At 36.0% G+C, this 21,379-nt stretch carries 12 protein-coding genes; 6 read left to right on the top strand and 6 right to left on the bottom strand.

Translation table 11 applies throughout. The features are described 5' to 3' along the window. Positions 1-12: 12 nt before the first annotated feature. Genes ssp1_RS00675 through ssp1_RS00650 form a run of 6 tightly spaced genes read right to left on the bottom strand, consistent with a single transcriptional unit; the run spans position 13 to position 5,332 of the window. Positions 13-639 carry an ABC transporter ATP-binding protein gene (locus ssp1_RS00675; RefSeq protein ID WP_002451440.1) on the bottom strand — a complete coding sequence of 209 codons (627 nt, stop codon included), beginning with the start codon at positions 637-639 and terminating at the stop codon, positions 13-15. Continuing rightward, positions 614-1,357: an ATP-binding cassette domain-containing protein gene (locus tag ssp1_RS00670; RefSeq protein ID WP_080496603.1), complete on the bottom strand. Its 744-nt coding sequence runs from the start codon at positions 1,355-1,357 to the stop codon at positions 614-616. The genes ssp1_RS00675 and ssp1_RS00670 overlap by 26 nt, the downstream gene beginning before the upstream one ends. 8 nt (positions 1,358-1,365) lie before the next feature. After that, on the bottom strand, positions 1,366-2,136 hold the full coding sequence (locus ssp1_RS00665; protein ID WP_075778215.1) for an ABC transporter permease: 771 nt from the start codon (positions 2,134-2,136) through the stop codon (positions 1,366-1,368). Beyond that, positions 2,129-3,088, bottom strand: a complete 960-nt coding sequence (locus tag ssp1_RS00660; RefSeq protein WP_075778216.1) for an ABC transporter permease — start codon at positions 3,086-3,088, stop codon at positions 2,129-2,131. The genes ssp1_RS00665 and ssp1_RS00660 overlap by 8 nt, the downstream gene beginning before the upstream one ends. Position 3,089: 1 nt before the next feature. Beyond that, complete coding sequence (locus ssp1_RS00655) at positions 3,090-4,643, bottom strand: ABC transporter substrate-binding protein (protein WP_107546653.1); 1,554 nt, start codon at positions 4,641-4,643, stop codon at positions 3,090-3,092. After that, positions 4,643-5,332: a class I SAM-dependent methyltransferase gene (locus ssp1_RS00650; RefSeq protein WP_075778218.1), complete on the bottom strand. Its 690-nt coding sequence runs from the start codon at positions 5,330-5,332 to the stop codon at positions 4,643-4,645. The genes ssp1_RS00655 and ssp1_RS00650 overlap by 1 nt, the downstream gene beginning before the upstream one ends. Positions 5,333-5,847: 515 nt before the next feature. Between ssp1_RS00650 and ssp1_RS00645 the strand changes: the two genes are divergently transcribed. From ssp1_RS00645 to secA2, 6 genes are all read left to right on the top strand, one after another. Further along, positions 5,848-13,860, top strand: a complete 8,013-nt coding sequence (locus ssp1_RS00645; protein WP_118828065.1) for a KxYKxGKxW signal peptide domain-containing protein — start codon at positions 5,848-5,850, stop codon at positions 13,858-13,860. 122 nt (positions 13,861-13,982) lie between these two features. Continuing rightward, positions 13,983-15,194, top strand: coding sequence for an accessory Sec system protein translocase subunit SecY2 (gene secY2, locus ssp1_RS00640; protein ID WP_118828064.1), 1,212 nt, complete (start codon positions 13,983-13,985; stop codon positions 15,192-15,194). Between the two features lie 10 nt (positions 15,195-15,204). Continuing rightward, entirely contained in the window at positions 15,205-16,767 is a 1,563-nt protein-coding gene (gene asp1 / locus ssp1_RS00635) for an accessory Sec system protein Asp1 (protein ID WP_118828062.1), read from the top strand. Next, on the top strand, positions 16,757-18,337 hold the full coding sequence (gene asp2, locus ssp1_RS00630; protein WP_075777787.1) for an accessory Sec system protein Asp2: 1,581 nt from the start codon (positions 16,757-16,759) through the stop codon (positions 18,335-18,337). Before asp1 ends, asp2 begins: the two co-directional genes overlap by 11 nt. Further along, positions 18,327-18,947, top strand: a complete 621-nt coding sequence (gene asp3 / locus ssp1_RS00625; protein ID WP_075777786.1) for an accessory Sec system protein Asp3 — start codon at positions 18,327-18,329, stop codon at positions 18,945-18,947. Before asp2 ends, asp3 begins: the two co-directional genes overlap by 11 nt. 32 nt (positions 18,948-18,979) lie before the next feature. After that, complete coding sequence (secA2, locus tag ssp1_RS00620; RefSeq protein WP_075777785.1) at positions 18,980-21,370, top strand: accessory Sec system translocase SecA2; 2,391 nt, start codon at positions 18,980-18,982, stop codon at positions 21,368-21,370. Positions 21,371-21,379: the final 9 nt, after the last annotated feature.

The following is a 21,379-nucleotide window of genomic DNA, read 5'->3' as shown; positions in this document are numbered from 1 at the left end:
GCTCAATCAATTTTATAAATCCAAGTCGAGTCTCTGACCCTTAAAGTAATCTAACACGTATGGATCGTGTGAGATAATAATCATTTGAATCTGTGTTAACTCCTTTAGCATGTTGAGAATCGTTTCTTCATTAATAATGTCTAAATTCGTAGTTGCTTCATCAAGTATTAATATTTGTGGTTCCATAATAAGAGCTTTAGCAATCCAAAGTCGCTGAAATTGGCCACCACTCAATGTACTTACACGTTGATCTAAAATCGACTGAGGTAAAATACATTGTTTAAGCACTGTCGTGATTCTCTCATGATAAGTTGACGGATCAAAATGATGATTTTTCAACGGCGTTAATAAGATATCACGTACTCTTTTTCGATGATCTAATGTATTACTTTGATATTGTGGTACATATTGAATCTGTTTCATCCATCTTTTCGTTTGAGTGTCTTTTCTTGAAATGCCATTGTACTTGATTTGGCCAGTATAATCTAAATCTAATCCAGCTATCATTTTCGCTAAAGTAGACTTCCCGCTACCACTTTTTCCACATATCAGTAAATGACCTTCTGTTAAATCTAATGTTATATCTTTTAAAATCGGTTGATGTTGAATACTTTTAGACAGTTGTTTGATTGTAAGCATATTGTTTTCTCCTATGCGCAATGTCGATTAATTTCTTCGTATAATCGTCTTTGGGATGTTGAAGTATCTCCTTAGCAGTACCATTTTCTAGGAGATGACCTTCTTTCATAATGCTAATATGTGTCGCATAATCTTCTACTAAATTAAGATCATGTGTGATAAATATCATCGTCATCTGTTTTTCCTTCATTATCTTCGAAAGATAACGCATTACCTTTTGACTATTTTTCTGATCGAGTGCACTTGTAGGTTCGTCTAAAACTAAACAATGAGGCTTGCTAATCAATGCCATCATTAGCGCAACTCTTTGAGCCATACCACCACTCAATTCGAAAGGATAAGATTTTAATAAGCGTTGTGGTTCTTCTAAACCAAAAGCTGTCATCATTTCAATCAACTGCACACATCGCTCTGACTTGGTCAACTTCGATGATTGCGCTTGATATAACATATCAAAGTGTTTATCAAGGGGAATATTTTGAAACATGTTACTCGTTGTATCTTGAAACACTGCATCAACATTGGCCAAATTGATATCAATTTGCCCTTGATACGATAATTCTGAAGAAGTCATATTTAATATTGTACGAATTAACAAGGACTTCCCACTACCACTTTCACCTATAACACAATGAAACGCACCCTTTTGAATATCTACAGAAATTGAATTTAATAATGTGCGCGCATTGTTAAAAACACTTAACCGATCGACACTCACAAAGTCAGTTATTTCATTATTTTGTTGTTGAGCATTTGAAATAATAAAGCATAACCTCCTAATAGTAGTCCCGGGAAGAAGAATAACCACGGTGCCGCACTAAAGTAACTCTTACCATCAAATAATATTGTCCCTAATTCAGGTGTGGGTGGTTTAATCCCTAGACCTAAAAAGGCTAACCCTGAAATGCTTAACATAATTTTACCTATATCTGCAGTAATTAGGGCTAGTATATTACTCATTAGATGAGGAATAGTATGCACCAATGTTGTTTTCATCTTAGAATTACCACTTAATACTGCGTAAGTAATAAAAGGTTGCTTTTGTAAATCTCTAGTTAAATTTCTAAAGTAACGTAAGTAGCGTCCTAACCATCCTATTGTGAGTGCAAATAGTAATCCTAGCATTGAATCACTCACTAAACTTAAAACAACTAAAGCAATAATAAACGATGGGATAGCTAATAATAAATCCGCTAAAAACATACAACTTTTATCAAACCAACGTCCTTCTATACCTGCAATTAATCCCAGTATTAAACCGATACCGATACTTAACACGATTACTGTCATCGTTAATCCAATCGTCACGATACTTCCCTGGATAAGACGCAATAGAAAATCTCTACCTAACTGATCTGTTCCTAATAAATGATTGAAACTAGGTGGACGTAATCCTAATGCTTCATTCAACTGTTGTGGTATCAAACTAACAACTATAGCTACAATCATCATGAATATAAAACCTACTATTATATATACAGATTTATGTTTATTCATGATTACCCACCCTTACTATATTAGGTTGAGTTAATTGCTTGTGCTGAATTCGAGGTTCATTCTTAATCATTAGTATATCTCCCAAGTAATTCGTAATCATAATTGCGACAATTACTAGCATGATAATACCTTGAATTACTGGGTAATCACGTTGATTGATTGCAGTAATCAATAATTTGCCTATACCTGACATACTAAAAATCACTTCTAAGATAACAACCTTACCAAACAAATGAATCATACTATTAATCATGATCGTTATTAATGGTGCGATAATATCTTTAATCTGCACATAGATTCGATGTTTTAGTTTAAAACCACGTAATAAGGTTAATTGGTAAGCATCACTTTTAAGCGTTCCTTCTATTAAATGTGCTGTCATTAGAATAATATGACAACCTTCTACTATGACTAGCACTGTAACAGGTAGCACAAAGTGTAACCACGTACTGCTTCCTACAAAGGGTAACAACTGCAAGCGAATGCCAAAGTAATACACGAATAATATCGCCAACCAATATTCCGGCATTGAGGTTAAGATTTGAGCGATACTTCTAAGCATTAACCCCCATTTATGACCTGGATTGACGCCAACCACATAACCAATAGCGAATCCTAACGGTAATAAAATGGCCGTTGCTACTATCATTAATGTCAATGTAGGCGTTAATGATTGAATAATCATAGAAGTCACTGGCTCACTTGTACTAAAGCTATAACCAAGATCCCCTGTAAAAGCATGTACAACCCAATCTAGATACCTTAATATCATATGATGACCTAGACCTAGTTGATGTTGTGCTGCTTCTATATTTTCCTGGGAAATATGTGTGTACCCATGTCTTTGTAAATACAAGATGGCAGGATTTCCTGATGTCTTTTCCACTAACAGAAATATAATGAATGAACTCATAAATAAGTACAGCAATAATTTCAAAGTACGTTTAAACATTTTATTGCTTAACTTTCAGATGTTTATAGTCGATAGGCGCATCAGTAAGACCTGAGAATTTAAATGATTCAATCTTATGACTCGTCACAAATGTTTCATTTGGATAAGCAATCGGCACACCATAATAACTACTATTAAAATGTTTAAATATATCATCCATTGCCTGTTGTTGCTCATCACGGTTAATCTTTTTAGGGTAAGCATCTAACTTCTCTGATAACACTTTATCGTTTGCAAGCACCCCTGATTTACCATCAATATTTTTTAATACTGAATTCATAAAGTTATAAGGCATTAAGGCATCTGAGTAAGTTCTATAGAAAATGAGATCAAAGTCTTTTTTCGTCCATAACGTGTCATAATACGATTGCGAATCTAATGTTTTAATCTTTAATTCGATACCTGCTTTTTTCAATTGATCTTGAACTTGTTCTGCTTTATCTTTCCAATTTGGAAATTCTGCAGTTTGAATAACAAGATTGAATGATAATGGTTTACCATCCTTTTCATAAATGCCGTTATGATTTTTCTTATAGCCTTCTTCTTTAAGAATTTTTTCAGTATCTTTAATATTATAGTCATGCTGTTGTTGGTTCTTATCATTTACATATTGAACATCCTTTTGGAAAATGCCGCGCATATGTTGATCTGATAATTGATTTGTATTGATGGCTTTACTTATTGCTTCTCTTATTTTGGTATCTTTTAATGTCTTATGATCTGGATTAAAGGCCATAAAATGACTAACTGTACTTGGTCGGTCTTCTATTGTTAAGTCTTTATTTTTCTTATCTTGTTTTAATTGTTGGTCTGATAACATTCCTAATGAACCACCAGAAATATCTACAGAACCACTCTGTATAGCTGAATTTCTAGAATCACCATCTTCTATCGTTTGGAAAGATAAGTCATATTTAACTGGATGCTCGTGATTGTAATACTTATTCGGTTTCATTGTCGTTTTTTCCTTACCTGCTTTATCTACAACGAATGCACCAGTACCAATTGCCTTCTTAAACTTGCCATCGACCTTGCCACCTTCAACCGCATGCGGACTCATAATACGCAACGGTCTCACTTGTGTTAGTTCATTCAGTACCTGATTAGATGGTTGTTTCAATTTTATCTGTACTGTTTGTGAATCTTTTACCACCACTTGATCTAATTGCTTTAATGTTTCAACAGTCGTTTCTTTATTCATCTTTTTAGCACGGTCAATTGAAAATTTAACTGCTTTAGCGTCTAGTTTGGACCCATCAGAGAATTTCACATTTTCTTTCAAATGAAATTCATAATCTTTTCCTGAGTTATCAACTTTCCATCGATCTGCTAAACCTGCTTTGATGCCTTTCTTCTTATCGTACTGAACAAGTGAATCGTATACTGCACTATAAACCGGCATCGCAGCATCATAACCTTGTGCATCTAATTTATCTGCTTTCGCCTCTGTTGGTAATGACACATTAATATTGTGATCATCCTTAGTATGACTTGAACAACCCGCTAGTAGTAACGTCGTTGTAGTTACCACCGATAATAATATTCCCTTTTTCATTATTTTGTTCCTTCTTTCAATGTAGCTTTAATTAAAAATGATTCTTCAAATAATGTACGTAAATAGTCACTCGGAGATAAATAAAAATCACTATAGTTTGTAAGATTGATAACGTCAGGTACGCTTTCTTTTATCACTGCTACTTCAAAACCTTCTGCGACAAAGCTATCAACGATATGTTTTAATGAATGATCTTGAGATGGCGTCGCACCATATTTATCGATGGTTTCTTTCATAAAATATCTACTTGGATTATTCGTATGATCTGCAAATGTGGCGTAATAAACACCCTTTTCTTTTAAAACTGCTTTTAAATCTCTTGCATGTTGAGGGACATCTTCAATAAGATATAACACTGACGTACTTATAGCTGTGTCAAACTTATATCCTGTCGTTTGAGGCTTATCCGTTAAAAAGTATTCGAGGGGGAGTTGTTCTTTTAATGTGTTCGCCTTTTCTAATGAGTTGTAAGCTAAATCAATACCCACTCCTTTATCAAATTCATATGTTTGATACAGTTGGCGTAAAAAGCCGCCCTGATTACAACCAAAATCTAAAATTGTTTGTCCCTTAATCTGTACTGGATCAAGCATGTGAATGATTCTTTGCCAAGACTCTTGATGATCCCTTGCCATGTCATCATCCGTTTCTTCTCCCTTTTTCCACCAAATATCGTATGTATTTCCCATATTATTATCCTTAACCTTTCAAATCGTAATTATTTCGTTTTAAAGATTACTATAAAAAAGTAAATAATACAATATAAATTTATAGCCACAATTAAATTAATTAAAAAAGCCTAATTGATAACATAACAGCATATCAATTAGACTTTGAAGACTTATTAAGTTCATTTATCTTTATATTACAATCATTAAGACCGATGTCAGATTGACCTCATACAAACCGGAGTGTGCCCTTATCAAACATTTTCCTATTTACTTGCAAATTTATAAAAATAAGTTTTCTCAAAAACATTTAGCTTAATTATAATTGTCGACAGAAACATTGCTAACACAATATTATTTAATTTAGCTCTATTCGTTACCAAAAAGTAACAAATTTATTTTCCAAATAATATTATTATTTATTATTCTTTATATGTGGTATATTTGTATTGTAATATTGAAGTTATTTATTAGTGTATTATTACATTGATACTAACCCATTCTTACAAAGCAACATTTAAAAGGAGTATGGTTCAATGTCAAAAAGACAAAGAAATTTAAAACACAGTTTAGAAGAAGAAAAATCACGGGTTAAATTATATAAATCAGGCAAACACTGGATTAAATCAGGTATCAAAGAAATTAAACTCATGCAAATCATGGGATTACCTATCTTTTCTAATCACACAAGTGAAGGTCCTGATGAAACACAAGACAAAGGTAATTTCGTAAAAAGAAATGCTATAAAAGCTACAACCATAGCTGGTGGTGCTTTTACAGTGAATATGTTACATAATCATCAAGCTATGGCGGCTTCTGAATTGCCTATAACTTCAGAACTTTCCACGCAAAGTGAAGCTGTTGCAAATCAAAATTCAACAGAACTTAAACATGCAAGCACCAACGAAAATCCTTCAAATAGCGAATCGGTTTCCTCAGAAAAAACACAAAGTTCAGAAAAAAATGACAATGCTGATAGTACTCAATCTACAGATAGTCAAAGTGATCAATCAAACACACAATCAAGTGAGAGTGTGAAAGATCAAACTGAACAACAAAGTGAATCCGATCAATCACATAACGACAGCCACTCAGAACAATCATCCAAGCAAGATCAATCAGAACATAATAGTACGACATCTAGTGAAAGTGAAGGCGATAGTAAAGATGCTAAAAGTACAACATCTTCTACTAACGACAAATCAACTGATACACAATCACAGAAATCTACATCTACTTCACAAGACCAACAACAAAGTACGTCTAGTAAACCTAAAGTAGATACGAATGAAGGTCAGTCTCAATCATCAACACAAAGTAAAGATAGTCAAACACCAAACAATGCTACAACTAGTGAATCATCATCTAATCAAAATAACATTGTTAAAAGTGAATCGATTACAAATCAAACGTCCTATGTGAATGAAAGAATGACACATACTGCTTCTGAAAGTGTAGTCACAACACCCGTTGCAAGTGAGTCTACTAAACCAACTAATACTACTAAAGTACGTGCTTTTAGTCGATTAGCGGTCAATCGTTTAGCAGCAACTGCAACACCAACACCTATTGCACCAACAACATCACAAGTTGTTGTTGATAAAAATAACTTTACCGACCATTTCACAACAGTTGGTTCTGCAACTTTTGATAAAAACACTGGTATCGCTACACTGACACCTGATGCAAGTAGTCAAAAAGGTGCCATTTCACTTGGTACTAAAATCAACTCCAATAAGAGTTTCCACTTCACTGGTAAAGTTAACTTAGGAACGCGTTATGAAGGTTTTAGTCCTGATGGCGTTACTGGCGGAGATGGAATTGGATTTGCTTTCTCACCTGGTACTTTAGGCCAAATCGGTAAAGAAGGTGCAGCTTTAGGTATCGGGGGCTTAAATAATGCGTTCGGATTTAAACTAGATAGTTATCATAATACCTCTCAACCAAACGCATCAGCTAGTGCCAATAAAGACCCTGCGAATGTATCAGGAGGAGGCGCATTCGGTGCATTTGTAACAACCAACTCAAGCGGTGTCGCATCGACATATACGGATAGCACTAAGACAGCAAACGCAGCGAAATTAACAACACAACCTAACGGTACCTTCCAAGATTTCGTCATTGATTATAATGGTGATACAAAAGTGATGACAGTCACATATGCTGGTCAAACATGGACAAGAAACATTTCAGATTGGATTAAAGCAAGTAACAATACCAATTTTTCTTTATCTATGACTGCTTCTACAGGTGGTGCACGAAATTTACAACAAGTTCAAATTGACTCATTCACCTATACAGAATCTGCTACAGCACAAGTGCACTATGTTGATGCTAATACTGGTAAAGAAATCATTCCACCTAAAACATTGGCTGGAGATGTTGATAATACTGTAAACATTGATGATCAACAAAGTAACTTAACATCTAAGGGTTATCAGTTAGTCAATGTAGATAGTACATATGCACCGACATACAATGCTACAAATAAAACAGTTAAGTTAACTAATGCTGGTCAAGCTATCACCATCTTCTATAAAGATGTTAAAGCGCCAACAATTAATATGACGAATCAAACTAAAGAAATTAATAGTCCTATTTCACCAATCACAGTGAATAGTACAGATAACGGTACTGGAACAGTAACTAATACTGTCACTGGACTACCTGCTGGATTATCTTATGATTCAACATCAAATACAATCACAGGTACGCCAACTCAATTAGGCAATAATACGGTGACGGTTACTTCAGTAGACCAAGCAGGTAATTCATCATCATCTACTTTCACTATCAATGTCGTAGATACTACTAATCCTGTGATTTATATCGGTAATCAGTCTAATCAAGTGTTCACACCTATTAACAATGTCACTATCAATACAAGTGATAATAGTGGTTCAACGACTGACACAGTAACTGGGTTACCTCCAGGATTAACATATGATCCATCTACTAAAACAGTAAGCGGTACACCATCACAATTAGGTAGTTATACTGTGACAGTTACTTCAAAAGATGCAAGTAACAATACAACAACTAAAACATTTACATGGAATATAGAACGTAATGCAGCTAGTGATTCACTATCCAACTCCGAAAGCACGTCTACTATAACTAGTACAAGTACCTCTAATAGTACATCAAATAGTAATAGTATTTCGGCTTCGAACAGTACAAGTACGTCATTGAGCGATTCGAAAAGCAACAGTTTAAGTGCATCGACTTCGACGAGCGCTTCGACTTCTGATAGTACAAGTGCGTCATTAAGTGGTTCTCAAAGTGCAAGCACGTCTGCAAGTACTAGTAGTAAATTAAGTGATAGCGCAAGTGCTTCAACAAGTGCCAGTGATTCTACTTCTTCTAGTACATCCGCAAGTGATAGTGCGTCGACTTCTAGCAGTACAAGTGCGTCATTAAGCGGTTCTCAAAGCGCAAGCACGTCGACAAGTACTAGTAGTAAATTAAGTGATAGCGCAAGTGCTTCGACAAGTGCGAGTGATTCTACTTCTTCTAGTACGTCTGCGAGTGATAGTGCATCGACTTCTAGCAGTACAAGTGCGTCATTAAGCGGTTCTCAAAGCGCAAGCACGTCGACTTCGTTAAGTGATAGTACGTCTACAAGCGGCAGTACGTCATTAAGCGATTCTCAAAGTGCTAGTACTTCAACAAGTGATTCAACGAGCACATCACTTTCCGATAGCTCATCGACGAGCGGTAGTACGTCATTGAGTGATTCTCAAAGTACAAGTGCTTCAACTTCGTTAAGTGATAGTACTTCAACAAGCGACTCAACTAGTACGTCGCTTTCTGACAGTTCATCAACAAGCGGTAGTACATCATTGAGTGACTCCGAAAGTAGAAGTACGTCTACTTCATTAAGTGACAGTACTTCTACTAGTGACTCAACAAGTACTTCACTTTCTGATAGTTCGTCAACAAGTGGTAGTACGTCATTGAGTGACTCTGAAAGTACAAGTACTTCATCATCACTGAGCGGATCCGAAAGCACAAGTACATCCACTTCATTAAGTGATAGTACTTCAACGAGCGATTCAACGAGTTCTTCGCTTTCTGACAGTTCATCTACGAGCGGTAGTACTTCATTAAGCGACTCTGAAAGTACAAGTGCTTCAACTTCAATGAGTGACAGTACTTCAACGAGCACGTCACTTTCTGATAGCTCGTCTACAAGTGGTAGTACTTCATTAAGTGACTCTGAAAGTACAAGTGCATCATCATCATTAAGTGACAGTACTTCGACGAGTGACTCAACAAGTACGTCACTTTCTGACAGTTCATCTACGAGCGGTAGTACGTCATTGAGCGATTCTCAAAGTACAAGCGCTTCAACTTCATTAAGTGATAGTACTTCAACTAGCGACTCAACGAGTACGTCGCTTTCTGATAGTTCATCGACAAGCGGTAGTACGTCATTGAGCGATTCTCAAAGTACAAGCACGTCATCATCATTAAGTGATAGCTCGTCTACGAGTGACTCAACAAGTACGTCTCTTTCTGACAGTTTGTCAACTAGTGGTAGTACGTCATTGAGTGACTCTGAAAGCACTAGTACTTCTACTTCACTAAGTGACTCCGAAAGTACAAGTACGTCTACTTCAGAAAGTAGTAGTGCTTCAACAAGTGATTCAACAAGTACTTCTCTTTCTGATAGCTCATCGACGAGCGGCAGTACGTCATTAAGCGATTCTGAAAGCACAAGTGCTTCTACTTCATTAAGTGACAGTACTTCTACTAGTGATTCAACAAGTACTTCTCTTTCTGATAGCTCATCTACGAGCGGTAGTACTTCATTAAGCGACTCTGAAAGCATAAGTACGTCGTCATCATTAAGTGATAGTTCATCTATGAGTGGCAGTACGTCATTGAGTGATTCTGAAAGCACAAGTACTTCGACTTCATTGAGTGACAGTACTTCAACTAGTGATTCAACAAGTACTTCACTTTCCGACAGCTCATCGACAAGTGGCAGTACGTCATTGAGCTATTCTGAAAGCACAAGTGCATCTACTTCATTAAGTGGATCTGAAAGTACAAGCACTTCGTCTTCATTAAGTGATAGTACTTCGACAAGTGGCAGCACTTCATTGAGTGATTCTGAAAGCACAAGTACATCCACTTCATTAAGTGACAGTACGTCGACGAGTGATTCAACAAGTACTTCACTTTCCGATAGCTCATCGACGAGCGGCAGTACGTCATTGAGTGATTCTGAAAGCACAAGTGCTTCTACTTCAGAAAGTGACAGTACGTCGACGAGTGATTCAACAAGTACTTCGCTTTCTGATAGTTCATCTACAAGCGGTAGTACGTCATTGAGTGACTCTGAAAGCACTAGTACGTCTACTTCGTTAAGCGACAGTGCTTCGACAAGTGATTCAATGAGCACTTCGCTTTCTGATAGCTCATCGACAAGTGGCAGCACGTCATTGAGCGATTCTCAAAGTACAAGTGCTTCAACTTCATTAAGTGACAGTACTTCAACGAGTGATTCAACAAGTACTTCACTTTCTAACAGTTCATCGACGAGCGGTAGTACGTCATTGAGCGATTCTCAAAGTACAAGCACGTCATCATCATTAAGTGATAGCTCGTCTACGAGTGACTCAACAAGTACTTCGCTTTCTGATAGTTCATCGACAAGTGGTAGTACGTCATTGAGTGACTCTGAAAGCACAAGTACATCCACTTCATTAAGTGACAGTACTTCAACTAGTGGATCAGCAAGTACTTCACTTTCCGATAGTTCATCGACAAGTGGTAGTACATCACTAAGTGACTCTGTAAGTACAAGCACGTCGACTTCATTAAGTGACAGTACTTCAACGAGCGATTCAACGAGTACTTCGCTTTCTGACAGCTCATCTACGAGTGGATCAGCAAGTACTTCACTTTCCGATAGTTCATCTACAAGTGGAAGTACATCACTAAGTGACTCTGTAAGTACAAGTAAGTCGACTTCAGAAAGTAGCAGTACTTCAACAAGCGACTCAACTAGCACATCACTTTCTGACAGTTCATCAACGAGTGGTAGTACGTCATTGAGTGATTCCGAAAGCACTAGTACATCCACTTCACTAAGTGGTTCTGAAAGTACAAGTGCATCATCGTCATTAAGTGATAGTACTTCGACGAGTGACTCAACGAGTACGTCTCTTTCTGACAGTTCATCTACAAGCGGTAGCACGTCATTGAACGATTCTCAAAGTACAAGTGCTTCAACTTCGTTAAGCGATAGTACTTCGACAAGTGACTCAACGAGTACGTCTCTTTCTGATAGTTCATCGACAAGTGGTAGTACTTCATTGAGCGATTCTGAAAGTACTAGTACGTCGACTTCATTAAGTGATAGCTTGTCTACGAGCGATTCAACAAGTACGTCTCTTTCTGATAGTTCATCTACAAGCGGTAGTACGTCATTGAGTGACTCTGAAAGCACTAGTACGTCTACTTCGTTAAGCGACAGTACTTCGACAAGTGATTCAATGAGCACTTCGCTTTCTGATAGCTCATCGACAAGTGGCAGTACGTCATTAAGCGATTCTGAAAGCACAAGTACATCCACTTCATTAAGTGACAGTACTTCAACGAGCGATTCAACGAGTACTTCGCTTTCTGACAGCTCATCTACGAGTGGTAGTACTTCAACTAGTGGATCAGCAAGTACTTCAACGAGCGACTCAACGAGTACGTCGCTTTCTGACAGTTCATCAACGAGTGGTAGTACGTCATTGAGTGATTCCGAAAGCACTAGTACATCCACTTCACTAAGTGGTTCTGAAAGTACAAGTGCATCATCGTCATTAAGTGATAGTACTTCGACGAGTGACTCAACGAGTACTTCACTTTCTGACAGTTCATCTACAAGCGGTAGCACGTCATTGAACGATTCTCAAAGTACAAGTGCTTCAACTTCGTTAAGCGATAGTACTTCGACAAGTGACTCAACGAGTACGTCTCTTTCTGATAGTTCATCGACGAGCGGTAGTACGTCATTGAGTGATTCTCAAAGTACAAGTGCTTCAACTTCGTTAAGTGATAGTACTTCAACAAGCGACTCAACTAGCACGTCACTTTCTGACAGTTCGTCAACAAGCGGTAGCACATCATTGAGTGACTCCGAAAGTACAAGCACGTCATCATCATTAAGTGATAGTTCGTCTACAAGCGGTAGTACGTCATTGAGTGATTCCGAAAGCACAAGTACTTCGTCTTCATTAAGTGACAGTACTTCAACTAGTGGATCGACAAGTATTTCACTTTCTGCTAGTTCGTCTACAAGCGGTAGTACGTCATTGAGTGATTCCGAAAGCACAAGTACATCCACTTCATTAAGTGACAGTACTTCAACGAGCGATTCTCAAAGTACAAGTGATTCAACTTCGTTAAGTGATAGTACTTCGACGAGTGACTCAACGAGTACGTCACTTTCTGATAGTTCATCGACGAGCGGTAGTACATCAATGAGTAGTTCTGAAAGCACTAGTACTTCTACTTCAGAAAGTAGTAGTATTTCAACGAGCGGTTCAACGAGTACTTCGCTTTCTGACAGTTCATCTACAAGTGGTAGTACGTCATTAAGTGATTCTCAAAGTACTAGTACGTCGACTTCAGAAAGTAGCAGTACTTCAACAAGTAACTCAACGAGCACTTCACTTTCTGATAGTTCATCTACAAGCGGTAGTACTTCATTGAGCGATTCTGAAAGTACTAGTACGTCGACTTCTTTAAGTGACAATACTTCTACTAGTGATTCAACAAGTACTTCACTTTCTGATAGATCATCGACGAGCGGCAGTACGTCATTAAGTGGTTCTGTTAGCACTAGTACTTCTACTTCAGAAAGTAGTAGTACTTCAACAAGTAACTCAACGAGTACGTCACTTTCTGATAGCTCATCTACAAGCGGTAGTACTTCACTAAGTGATTCTGTTAGCACTAGTACTTCTACTTCAGAAAGTAGCAGTATTTCTACAAGTGACTCAACGAGCATGTCTACTTCTGATAGTCAATCACATAGCCATACGAATAGTATTTCTATTAGTGATTCAACAAGTAACAGTGACTCAAATAGTAATAGTACGTCAGATAGCGCTAGTGTAAGTACATCGGATACGCCAAGTCATAGTCACTCATTTAGTCAATCAGTAAGTGGCAGTGATTCAACAAGTAGCAGTGATTCAAACAGTCATAGTACATCAATGTCTACGTCCGAAACACCAAGTGAAAGTATATCTCATAGTCAGAGCACAAGCGCTTCTACGAACGACAGCACATCTCAGTCTATGTCACATAGCATGAGTGCATCATCTAGTGAATCAACTAATGTTTCACCTATGCATCCAACTTCTGAGGCACAACAACATGACAACAACAAACCTCATTCAGAAGCATTACCTGACACTGGTGAAGATGACAATCAATCTAAAGGTTTACTATCAGGATTATTATCATTGATTTTCGGTCTAGCTATATTTAGAAAATCTAGAAAAGACAAAAAAGATCGCAAAGAAGATAACAATAATTAATTAGAATAAAATAGAGGCAGAAGCATTGTTATTTCTAAAGTACTCAATTGATTACTCAAAAAATAATGGGTGCTTTTGCCTCTTTATAATCATTTAAAGAAAAGGATTAGTGTGGGAAATTGATGAATATTAAAAACATTAAAAATATCGAATATAAAATTTTATATAAACGTATTCTTTTCACTCTAATGATCATTTTCATATACATATTGGGTAGTAATATTAAAATTGCTGATATGAAATCATCAGCACAACATACGAATCAATTTCTTGATTTAGCTATTTCAAATGTCGGCGGAGATATTACAACACTCAACCTATTCTCATTGGGATTAAGTCCTTGGCTTACAACGATGATTATTATGACATTACTGACCTATCGAAATATGGAGAAAGGTCAAAAACAAACACGTCTAGAACGTAGCTATAAAGAACGTTTTTTCACTATTTTATTAGCATTAATTCGAGGGTATTTTATCTTAAGTGAGTACATTAATAAGGGTATGATTCATCACGCTAATTTCCCTTTAATGTTACTTATCTTAGTAGCCGGCACAATGTTACTCGTGTGGTTAGCTGATCAAAATACTGTTTATGGTATCGCAGGTCCAACGCCTATCGTATTAGTTAGTATCATCAAATCTATGTTTCAAAATAAACATCTTCAATTGTTGGATGCCCAAACGATGGTGATTGGTGGAGTTATGATATTAGTCGTGTTGATTCTTTTATTATTCATAGAAATGATTGAATATCGCATGATTTATAGAGATATTATGAATATCAGTACATCTAAAAAAGACACTTATGTATCTTGGAAATTAAACCCTGCTGGTAGTATTTCAATCATGTTTAACTTTTCACTGTTCTTCTTATTAGGTGTCTTAATACATTTAGTTGGAAGATGGATCACTGGAGATACTCAATATCGACCACCATTTTTAGAATTAGATAATCCGATTGGGGTATTGATATTCATCATCATGTTGATTATCTTAAACTATTATTTATCTCGAGTTATGTTGAATACAAAACGTATTGCTAAAGACTTTCAAAAGAGTGGGAATTATTTCGATGGCATTTATCCTGGCGATGATACAAGACATTATTTAGACCGTAGAGCTAAAAAAATTAGTGCAATCGGCGCCTTAATAATAGGTTTTATCATTAGCCTGCCGCTCATTAGTTCTATATTTATATCTGGTATTTACGATCAAATTTCAATTTTTACGCAGTTTATTATTTTGATTTACATTACGATAAATATTACAGAAACAATTAGAACATATTTATACTTTGATAAATATAAATCATTTTTAAACAAATATTGGTAAGGAGTAAGGTATGAAATATTTCGTTCCAGCATGGTACAACAATGATCAATGGTGGCGTAATTTGAATCAACCATTTTATATAAAAAACGCAATGATCGAGTTTGATGATTCCATTAGTCTCATGTCGATGCATGAAAAAAATGACGAAGATTTTAAACTACTTCATTTAAGTTTTAATCCCAATTTACGCTTATTTCTGCATAAGTATGACTTATATGAAACAAATATTTGGTCATTATTTGACGAAATTCAGGGATTCGAAGACATTCCACCTAGATCCTTTCAATTTGAAGACTTAGAATGGCCTGATAACACTGAATTTTTCTATTCACCTTATTTAATACAGGCTATGAAAGCACATTACGTATCTAAAATTTATTTTAATCAAGATGGCTATTTAATTGTAGTGGATGATTTTGAACATGATATCCATCAGCGTCGATATATTTTTGACGAACGTGGTTATTTGAGTGCTATCCGTTATTACGACGAGCTCGGTCACGAACAATATCAGGATTATTTAACCGCTTCGGGTGATGTTGTTTTACGTGAAAACCTAGAGACTAATGTTGTTCAAGTTATGGCAGATCATGCGCACCAATTTCATTCCAAGACCTATCCATCAATGGTTGATTTAATTACAGAACGTTTAAACACATTTTGTAATCAACATATGCAAGCAAATGATAAACTGATTGTTTCATCACATATTGCTCATAACGGCATTTTTAATACGCTTAGAGATGACGTGCAAGTATATTACTCTATTTTTAGTAAACGTAATCGTACGATTGACCAACCATTAATTAAGAGTATGGCACATAGCAACAAATGGCTTGTTGATACACATGAAAATGAACATATCTTACATCAACTCATTGAAACACTAGATACTAAACCTGAAATATTGAGATTTACACCATTCGATACACAAATCTTAGAAAATCTTAGTAGCCAGTTAGATGAAACTTACATAGGTGTTTGGATTGATGGTCTTAATGATGATTATTTGCAAATATTAATCAATGATTTAATCACTTATATTAAACGTCATCCATCGTATCGCCTAGTTATTTTAACGAAAAATAGCGCTACTCAATTACAACAATGGTTGTCTCAATTAATACAAAATGTTAATGAAACATTCAACGAAGAAGATGAGGAAGATTTAGCCAAATCAGAATTAATCCAAGCAAAATCAGCGGAAGACTTTGAGGAATTAGTACAAATTCAATCGGTGCCATTTGAATATGACGTATTAAAGGCATTGTCTCGACTAAGAATCGTCATTGACCTTAATGATGAGCCAGATTTATTCTTACAAATCGCAAGTATCAGTGTCAGAATTCCACAAATAAATATGCATCAAAGTAGTTATGTCACTCATTTAGAAAATGGCTATTTGATTAATAGTTATGCGGATATTACGACTGCGTTAGATTATTTCTTAAGTACCTTAAAACATTGGAATGGTGCGTTTACATTTAATACCAATATGATTGAAGATTTAAGTTCAGGTCACATTATTGAACAACTTGACCACTTTTTAGAAGGTGATAACCATGCCACGTAAATTTAATGTATTACAAATTGGCGGAACAGATTTAGAATATCTATTCACGCATAAACCGGAAGTCACTTGGGACTATTTTGATACACAATTATTTGAATTTGATAGTGGGTATATCGATAGTATTAAGGAGATTGTCGAGGAATCTGGACAGTTTGATTTAGTATTTATTCAAGCGAACCTGACAGATGCATTAACACAACTCTTGCATATTGTGAGTCATCCATATAATACACTTGTCGATGCACAATATTGGCCAAGTGGCTATGATGAACTTGATTTAGTGCAGAGATATCTCATTCGCCCTATTCATTATGATACGACGGATGATCTTCATGATAAATTGATATCTATTTCATTTCCTGGGCAATACGGAGATAAGGTGAGTCCAGCTCGAACACATATCCAATCGCCGTCACATATCGAAGTGATTCATTATGGTAATAGAGAAATTCAATTGAAAGGTCATTTCGGTGATGAATTGATTCCGGTACTTAATTGGCAGCAAAACCTCGTATACGATAAAGATAAAGTGATTGAAGTTTGGCCGGAATTCCGAACGGAAGGCGATGTCACCTTAGAATATACGTTTCGACTAGTATCTTTAAACCCAGAAGAAGGCGTCCTTGAAAAGATTGTTCTAAGTGAGGAAGAACTTGCCGAGCCACTTTATTTACAACGTAGACCCTATACGGCATACATTTCAACGTCGGTAAGTGTTAAAGGTAGTGGTACCGTTCATATCGGCGCCGTACATAAACGTTTGTCACATATTGAATTCGGTCATTTATTACTCGGTAGTCATCGATTTGTAGATGAAAATCGCGAAGAATTCTTTTATTACTTTAATCCTGGTGATTTCAAACCACCACTTAATGTTTACTTCAGTGGTTATCGTGAAGCTGAAGGATTTGAAGCTTATTTTCTAATGAATCAATTAGGTGCGCCTTTCTTACTGATTAGTGATCCAAGAATTCAAGGTGGCGCATTTTACTTAGGCTCTGATACGTATGAAAATGGTATTAAACAAGTCATTACCGATACACTAAACCAACTCGGTTTTAAAGAAGATGACTTGATACTATCAGGTTTATCGATGGGGTCATTTGGTGCTTTATACTACGGTGCCCAATTAAATCCTAAAGGCATTAACGTTGGTAAGCCTTTAGTCAATGTCGGTACTATAGCTAAAAATATGAAGTTATTACGACCTAATGATTTCGAAACATCATTAGATATCGCCCTTTCACCCGAACATACAATGACCGAGTCGTCACAAACTAACACCGATTTGAAGCATATTAAAGACTTAGACGATAAATTCTGGAATGTCTTTTCAAATAGTCATATTAGCGATACATCCATTGCTATTACTTATATGAAAAACGACGATTACGATCAATCTGCATTCGAAGATTTGCTACCAGTATTAAGCCGACATCATGTCCATCTGATGAACAAAGCCGTACCAGGTCGACATAATGATGATACATCAACCGTTGTGAATTGGTTTATGAACTTTTATCATATTTTATTAAAAGATCATTTTGGGAGAGACAATCATGCAAAGTAATCAAACATTAGACGTAAGATGGCGCAAAGTGACACGTCATACTTATAAACATGGCGCAACAATACAATTTCACGATGACTACACATATTATGAGAATCAACTCATGCCATCAGGCTTGCAAATTAACTTATGGGAACCAGCCACTACATTTGATAAAGATGGGCATCCGCCTAAACTCCCTATGTTAAAGAGAGGTTATCGTTACGATATTCATCTAGATATTACTGCCACGCCAGCACAAAGTGTTTATGTCATTGTGACCTTTTATTTAAAAAATGGTAAAGCATTCGACCACTGTATGATTAAAGAAACTGATAGCTATTTTATTTATCCAAATGAGGCTTATAGTTATGATATTTGCTTGATGAACGCTGCATGTCATCATCTTATATTTAAGAAAATCACCTTAACTGAACGATATTTTGTTAAGGATAAAGATGAAGAAATCGCCGAATCTATCGAATCATCAACCAATGACATTTCAACGAGCTCTGATGATATAACAGAGACACATTCATCAGAGGACGGTCGACCACGTACACCACAGGAGAATGTTAACCTAGTCAATCAAATCATGAAAACAACACGTCCAAAACGTGATCATGATTAAAATCCATTAATCAATCAGAAAGGAGGATAACTATGAATCTCAATGTGAATACCGCAATTAATCATATGAGGTTAAAAAAACTTTATAAAATATTAAATAAAATCAATCGTTATAGTGAAGATATGCGTCAATATTCAGATGAACAATTACAAGACAAAACTATAGACTTCAAACAGCAGCTGCAAGATGGTAACGCAACGTTGAATGATATTTTACCTGAAGCCTATGCTGTTGTCCGAGAAGCGTCACGTCGTGTATTAGGTATGTATCACAAAGACGTACAGGTACTAGGTGCAATAGTGATGCATCAAGGAAATATTTCAGAGATGCAGACAGGTGAAGGTAAAACATTAACTGCCACATTACCCTTATACTTAAATGCGCTATCAGGTAAGTCTGTCTTTTTAATCACTACAAATGATTATTTAGCTAAACGTGACTACGAAGAAATGAAACCTTTATATGAATGGTTAGGTCTTACAACATCACTGGGATTTGTAGAGAATCCTCAAGGACCTATATCCAATCAAGAAAAGCAGACGCTATATCATCACGATATTATTTACACAACCAATGGTAATTTAGGTTTTGACTATCTTATCGATAACTTAGCTGATACAAAAGAAAGCAAGTTCTTACCTGAATTACACTATGCCCTCATTGATGAAGTGGATTCTATTATCTTAGATGCAGCACAAACACCACTCGTCATTTCTGGTGCACCAAGAGTACAATCTAATTTGTTTGAAATTGTAAAAGCCTTTGTAGCAACACTTAAAGAGGATCAAGATTTCAAAATGAAAAAGACAAAGCGTGAAATTTGGTTAACTGAACAAGGTATCGAAAAGGCCAATACATATTTTGATGTGCCTAATATTTATGATGCCCCCTACTTTGATTTAGTAAGGAATATTAATCTTGCATTACGTGCCACTTATTTATTTGATCTTAATTTAGATTACATTATTATGGACGGCGAAATCATGTTGATCGACCGTATCACAGGACGTATGTTACCAGGCACGAAAATGCAAGCCGGACTTAACCAAGCCTTAGAAGCTAAAGAGCATTTAGATATTTCAGATGATATGAGTGTCATGGCTACCATTACCTTCCAAAATCTCTTTATGCAATTTGAACGCTTTTCTGGAATGACGGCGACAGGTAAACTTGCGGAGAAAGAATTTTTCGACCTTTATTCAAAAATCGTTATTCAAATTCCAACGTCTAATCCTGTGATAAGACGAGATTTACCGGATAAAGTATTTGTGAATGATGACGATAAAAATGTCGCAATTTTAGATACAGTGATTGACTATCATCAAAAGCAACGTCCTGTATTATTAATTACTCGTACAGCTGAAGCAGCGGAATACTTTTCAAGTGAATTATTTAATAGACATATCCCGAACAACTTGCTGATTGCACAAAATGTTGCTCGTGAAGCCCAAATGATTGCAGAGGCAGGTCAATTGAATGCCGTTACTGTAGCCACAAGTATGGCTGGTAGAGGTACAGATATTAAACTATCTAAAGAAGTTCACGAACTCGGTGGTCTAACAGTACTGATTAACGAGCACATGGAAAATAGTCGTATCGATAGACAATTAAGAGGACGTGCTGGTCGTCAAGGTGACCCAGGTCAGTCTCAAATTTTTATTTCATTAGATGATTACTTAGTCCAACGTTGGAGTGATTCCAAGTTAAAAGACAATCCATCATTGATGAAACAAGATACAGCATACCTATCTGATAGCCCTACCTTTAATAATAAAATCAAACGTATTGTTAAAAAGGCACAACGTGTTTCTGAAGAAGAAGGCATGAAAGCACGTGAAACGGCAAATGAATTCGAGAAGAGTATTAGTACACAACGTCAATTAATCTATAGTGAACGTAACCGTATACTTAATAGTGAAAACTTAGATGACTTAGACTTTGAAAGTATAGCTCGTGATGTCTTTAATCATGACTTTAAGACTGACGGTAGTATGACGAGAGATCATATTGTTCGCTATATCTATAAAAACTTGAGCTTTAGTTTTGTGGATGCTAATTTTGAATTTAATCATCAAAATCACGATGAAAATATTGAGTTTTTAATAACACAATTTAAAGACCAACTGGCTACTAATAAACAGAAAATTAGTGACAACGAGTTATATCAACAATTTTTAAGAAAAGCAGTACTCAAAGCCATCGACACATCATGGATTGAGCAAGTAGACTATTTACAACAACTCAAAGCGAACGTCAATCAGCGTCAAAAAGGTCAACGGAATTCTATATTTGAATACCATAAAGTGGCGTTAGACTCATTTAATGATATGGAACATGATATTAAACATCGTATGATTCGAAACTTATGTTTAAGTATCATTGATGAACAACAAAATGGTGATTTAACCATTCATTTCCCTTAAAAGGAGGGC

Source organism: Staphylococcus sp. M0911 (assembly GCF_003491325.1).
GTDB lineage: Bacteria > Bacillota > Bacilli > Staphylococcales > Staphylococcaceae > Staphylococcus > Staphylococcus warneri_A.
This window is presented reverse-complemented; position numbering and strand designations above follow the sequence as displayed.

Coding starts and splice junctions, on each gene's coding strand:
- ssp1_RS00675 (WP_002451440.1), bottom strand. CDS start 639: ATGCTTACAATCAAACAACTGTCTAAAAGTATTCAACATCAACCGATT.
- ssp1_RS00655 (WP_107546653.1), bottom strand. CDS start 4,643: ATGAAAAAGGGAATATTATTATCGGTGGTAACTACAACGACGTTACTA.
- asp3 (WP_075777786.1), top strand. CDS start 18,327: ATGCAAAGTAATCAAACATTAGACGTAAGATGGCGCAAAGTGACACGT.
- ssp1_RS00665 (WP_075778215.1), bottom strand. CDS start 2,136: ATGAATAAACATAAATCTGTATATATAATAGTAGGTTTTATATTCATG.
- ssp1_RS00650 (WP_075778218.1), bottom strand. CDS start 5,332: ATGGGAAATACATACGATATTTGGTGGAAAAAGGGAGAAGAAACGGAT.
- secY2 (WP_118828064.1), top strand. CDS start 13,983: ATGAATATTAAAAACATTAAAAATATCGAATATAAAATTTTATATAAA.
- secA2 (WP_075777785.1), top strand. CDS start 18,980: ATGAATCTCAATGTGAATACCGCAATTAATCATATGAGGTTAAAAAAA.
- asp1 (WP_118828062.1), top strand. CDS start 15,205: ATGAAATATTTCGTTCCAGCATGGTACAACAATGATCAATGGTGGCGT.
- asp2 (WP_075777787.1), top strand. CDS start 16,757: ATGCCACGTAAATTTAATGTATTACAAATTGGCGGAACAGATTTAGAA.
- ssp1_RS00645 (WP_118828065.1), top strand. CDS start 5,848: ATGTCAAAAAGACAAAGAAATTTAAAACACAGTTTAGAAGAAGAAAAA.
- ssp1_RS00660 (WP_075778216.1), bottom strand. CDS start 3,088: ATGTTTAAACGTACTTTGAAATTATTGCTGTACTTATTTATGAGTTCA.